Source organism: Lentibacillus halophilus (genome assembly GCF_039522485.1).
In the GTDB taxonomy this organism is placed as follows: domain Bacteria; phylum Bacillota; class Bacilli; order Bacillales; family Amphibacillaceae; genus Lentibacillus; species Lentibacillus halophilus.
This window is the reverse complement of sequence record NZ_BAAADM010000054.1, coordinates 491391-496266: the sequence shown is the minus strand read 5'-3', so window position 1 is coordinate 496266 and position 4876 is coordinate 491391. Positions and strand designations below refer to the sequence as shown.

At 44.5% G+C, this 4876-nt stretch carries 2 protein-coding genes; one reads left to right on the top strand and one right to left on the bottom strand.

The window, feature by feature from the left end; translation table 11 throughout:
• Positions 1-1701 (bottom strand): Rqc2 family fibronectin-binding protein (locus tag ABDZ72_RS12235; RefSeq protein ID WP_343753485.1); only part of this gene is annotated, 1701 nt, incomplete at its 3' end.
• A gap of 186 nt (positions 1702-1887) precedes the next feature.
• Here ABDZ72_RS12235 and ABDZ72_RS12230 point away from each other — a divergent pair.
• Complete coding sequence (locus ABDZ72_RS12230; RefSeq protein WP_343753483.1) at positions 1888-4542, top strand: calcium-translocating P-type ATPase, SERCA-type; 2655 nt, start codon at positions 1888-1890, stop codon at positions 4540-4542.
• The last annotated feature ends 334 nt before the right edge of the window (positions 4543-4876 follow it).

Below are 4876 nucleotides of genomic sequence, written 5' to 3'. Positions count from 1 at the left end.
TCCGTCTTTTAATTTGGCTGTCGTTTCGTCATCGGGTGTGACAAACAATGTTTTTTGATTATCATATGTGACGTAGCCGGGCTTGGCACCATTCGGTTTTTTGACATGCCGTATCCGGGTATAGTCGACAGGCACGGATGAAGACTCTTGTGCTTTACTAAAATAGGCTGCCAGCCGGGCTGCTTCGAATAATGTTTCCTCACTCGGTTCTCTTGATCGAATAAGCACGTGAGACCCAGGTATATCTTTTGTATGCAGCCATATGTCATCACGGTGTGCCAATTTCATGCTCACATACTCATTTTGTTTATTGTTTTTACCAACAAGAATGGTCGTCCCATCAGTAGCTGTAAACGTTTCCGGGGCTGGTTTTTGTGTTTTCTTCTTTTTCCCTTGTTTTTGTTTCTTTATATAGCCTTCTTCCCTGAGTTCGTCCCGTATTTCTTCAATATCATCCTCTCGAGCTGTATCCATTTGCTGTAACAGCTGATCCAGATATGCGAATTCGTTATGGGTTTTCGTTATTTCCTGCTGTACTTTTTTCTTCGATGTTTTCAGCTTTTGATACCTTTTGAAAAACCACTGGGCATTTTCACTCGGCGTTTTATCAGGATTCAGCTCAATTGTCATGGATTGTTGTTCGGGATCATAATAATCTGTGACGGTCACTTCAGAATCACCTGGACGTACCATATGCATATGAGCGGTTAGCAATTCGCCGAGTTTTTGATAGATTTCAGCATCTTCGGATTTTGCCAATGTCTGTTCATGTTTCTTTAATTTGCGTTTGTTTTTGTCCTGCTCACTTTTAATGAACTGGTACAGGTCTTTCGCTTGTTGCTTGACGCGATCACGCTCAGCTTTACCGGAATAAAATTCATCCAGCATCTCATTCGTTCCGGCCAACGTAGCGGATGTTCCAGTCCAATAAGTGATTGGCAAAACGTGAAAATCGTCTCTGTTGCCGTGGTAAATAGCCGGTACGTATTGGTTGTCGTTAATGAATTGCTGAAGTTGCTCAAATGCTTCCCGATACGTATCCACTCCTCCAAGCCTTGCTCGATGAACGAGTTCACTGGCAATGAATGGTGAGAAACCGGTCAATATCCGAACGATTTGCATTTCCATTTTCCCGGCATTGAAATCCAGCTTCCTAATAAACATATCGCCATTCATGTCGAGTGGATTCCATTTATTTTGGCTTGGTGGCAGTTTGTAAGAATGCCCGGGCAAGATCGTCCGGTACCGATTTTGTGCTGCAGAGATGTGTTTCATGCTGTCGAGAATATGGCCTTTGTCGTCATCAATCAGCATGATGTTGCTATGCTTACCCATCAATTCAATGACGAGTTTTTTGGTCGTTTGATCACCTATCTCATTTCGCGCTTGAATGGTGAATGTGATGATCCGTTCCATTCCATACTGATCGATGGATTCAAGAACAGCGCCGGACAGGTGCTTGCGCAGAAGCATGCAGAACATCGGCGGCTCTTTTGGGTTACGGTATGTGTCCCCGGTTAAATGAGTCCGAGCATACACAGGGTGAATGGACATGAGCAAAGAATGATTTTCACCCTGGCTGCGTACCGTGAAAACGAGCTCGGTTTCGGTTGGTTGATATATTTTTGTTATTTTGCCTGGGATGATTTTTTCGGTCAGTTCTGTTGTCACCGCACGGGTAACGATTCCATCAAATGGCATGTAATCACCTTTTCCATCTGTCTGCACCGGTGCTCGCCGAACGTCTTTCCGTCCGAAGTCACTTATACAGTCAGCGTGCTTTTTCTGTATTATAGCATGTTTCTGGACAGGTCTGCATAATTATCGGTCAAGAAGGTAAATCGTCAATAGGTTTAAGTTTCACTTTATGTGGCTGGAGGAATGCAGATGAAGTGGTATCAGATGAATGCGGATCAAGTCGAACAAAAATTGTATGTAACAACAAAACAAGGATTGGCCCATAAACAAGTGGACGAGCGGATGAAGCACTATGGGCCAAACCGGCTGGAGTCTGAAAAAAAGGTATCCAAATGGCTCATTTTTCTGAAACAATTTCAGGATTTTATGGTTCTTGTTCTACTTGCGGCCACATTGATCGCTGGTCTCTTGGAAGAATATGTTGATGCCATAGCCATAATGGTAATCGTTTTTGTCAATGGGTTTCTCGGCTATTTTCAGGAACAAAAGGCTGAGAAGTCGCTTGCTAAATTAAAAGAAATGAGCGCACCGTCAGCGAATGTATTGCGCGAAAACAAATGGGAAAAAATACCGACTTCTGATATTGTTATAGGCGATATTGTGCGCATCAACAGTGGTGACCGTGTTCCCGCCGATGTCCGGCTTGTTCGGTCCAACAGTCTGGAAACAGAAGAATCTGCGCTGACTGGTGAATCACTGCCAGTACAAAAACACACCTCCAGCATTGCCAAAGATCATCTAGATGTACAGGATCAACGAAACATGGCATTTATGAACACAATGGCAACGAGAGGTTCCGGCGTCGGTATTGTTGTCGGTACAGGCATGGATACCGTTATGGGGCAAATTGCATCATTAATGGTGACAACCGAGAAGACCACGACACCTTTGGAACATAAACTGGCTGAGTTGGGTAAAGTCCTGATTGGCGTTGCGCTGGCGTTAACGGCATTGGTTGTTCTTTTTGGTGTCTATCAAGGTCATTCAGTCTACAATATGTTCCTCGCTGGCGTGTCTCTGGCCGTTGCGGCTATACCTGAAGGGTTGCCCGCGATTGTAACGGTGGCACTGTCGCTTGGCGTGCAACGCATGATCCGAAAAAATGCCATTGTCCGGAAACTATCAGGCGTTGAGACGTTGGGGTGTGCTTCGGTTATATGTTCGGACAAGACCGGGACAATGACAGAAAATCAAATGACAGTAAAAGAAGTTTTTTTGAACGGAACCACATTGTCTGTGACGGGTGACGGCTATGATATTCATGGTGATTATTTTTGGAACAACGACAAAGTAACGAATGATTTTCCGAATCTGGAAAACATGATGCTCTATGGTATGCTATGCAATCACGCATCTCTTCAAGTGAAAAAAGGGAAATATGTCATCGACGGTGATCCAACAGATGGTGCATTGATCGTGGCCGCACGGAAGCTCGGACTTCAGCGCAAATGGAATGATCATTATCGCGTCGTTAAAGAATTTCCGTTTGATTCTGAACGGAAACGGATGAGCGTTGTTGTGGAAGATGACAATAACATGCGTTTTCTGATTACGAAAGGCGCACCGGAAGCTTTATTGCCGCGTTCGTCGTATGTCATGAAGAAAGATGGGCGCAGACAGATGCAATACGATGACCGGAAGCATATGAATGAAGCGATTGATCATATGGCTGGAAAGGCATTGCGGACGCTGGCGATCGGCGTAAAACCTTTGTCCAGAGATGATTCCCTTACATCAACGTCCCTGGAACACGATATGACATTCATCGGTTTGTATGGAATGATGGATCCACCTAGAAAAGATGTCAAAAAAGCTATTCATGAATGCGGGGATGCAGGTATTAAATCGGTCATGATTACCGGTGACCACGAAAAAACAGCCAGGGCTATTGCATCTCAATTGGATTTACTTCCAGAGGACGGTATGGTGCTCAATGGCCAGCAGCTAAACAACATGTCCGTATCCGAACTGCAAGATATTATTGATCAAGTATATGTGTTTGCCCGGGTCACCCCGGAACATAAACTGAAAATCGTGAATGCTTTTCAAGAAAAAGGCCATATTGTCGCTATGACCGGGGACGGCGTCAATGACGCTCCTGCGATTAAAGCAAGTGATATCGGGATAAGCATGGGTGAAAGCGGAACCGATGTAACGAAAGAGGCATCGTCTCTTGTGTTGATGGATGATAATTTTGCAACGATTAAATCAGCGATCATTGAAGGACGCAATATTTACGAAAACATCCGAAAATTCATTCGTTATTTGCTTGCCTCAAACGTTGGCGAAATTCTCGTCATGTTGTTTGCCATGCTTCTTGCCATGCCATTGCCGCTGGTTCCAGTGCAAATTTTATGGGTCAATTTAGTGACGGACGGACTGCCGGCTATGGCGCTTGGTTTGGACGAGTCGGAAGATGACGTCATGAAGCGAGGGCCGAGGAATCCGAGAGAAGGCGTGTTTGCCAGGGAGCTCGGTTTTAAAATCATCAGTCGCGGCATATTGATCGGTTCAGCCACGCTTATTGCCTTTATGCTGGCCTATCAAGGTGATCCGGATAATCTTATTTATGGCCAGACGGTTGCATTTACAACGTTGGTGATGGCTCAGCTTATCCATGTTTTTGATTGTCGGAGTGAGCATTCGATATTTAGCAGAAATCCGTTTGAAAACATCTATTTGGTGTTGTCGGTACTATCGTCTATCGTTCTGCTCGCTGTGGTCATTTATTGGGAACCATTGCAGCCGATATTTCACACAACGTTTTTGGGCTTCAAGGATTGGCTGTTTATCATTGGCATGAGCGCCCTGCCGAGCATCCTGTTTGGGTTCACAAGAAAATGAATGTCATTTGCCATTTATTCGTGAAGACAAGAACTGACAGGCGCCGAATAAGAATATATTCTTGACATATTCGGTTAAATGAAGCATAATAATCTTAAATTAATGTTCGATTCGGCGTTGATAAGGGTCAATAAATAGTACACGGAACGAAAGAGAATGGCGTCCACCGGCTGAAAGACTCCAGCGTTTATCAGGCTATTGAACCTACCCTTTGAGCTGTTGGGAAAACAACCTAACCGTTCTCCTGCGTTACAGGGATGAGAGGGCATCATTATATTTTGGTGCCAAAAAAGGTGGTACCGCGGAACGTAGACTCTTTTCCGTCCTTTGCAAC

Bases quoted from the DNA above. Each gene is read 5' to 3' on its own strand.
- ABDZ72_RS12230 (WP_343753483.1), top strand. From the start codon at position 1,888: ATGAAGTGGTATCAGATGAATGCGGATCAAGTCGAACAAAAATTGTAT.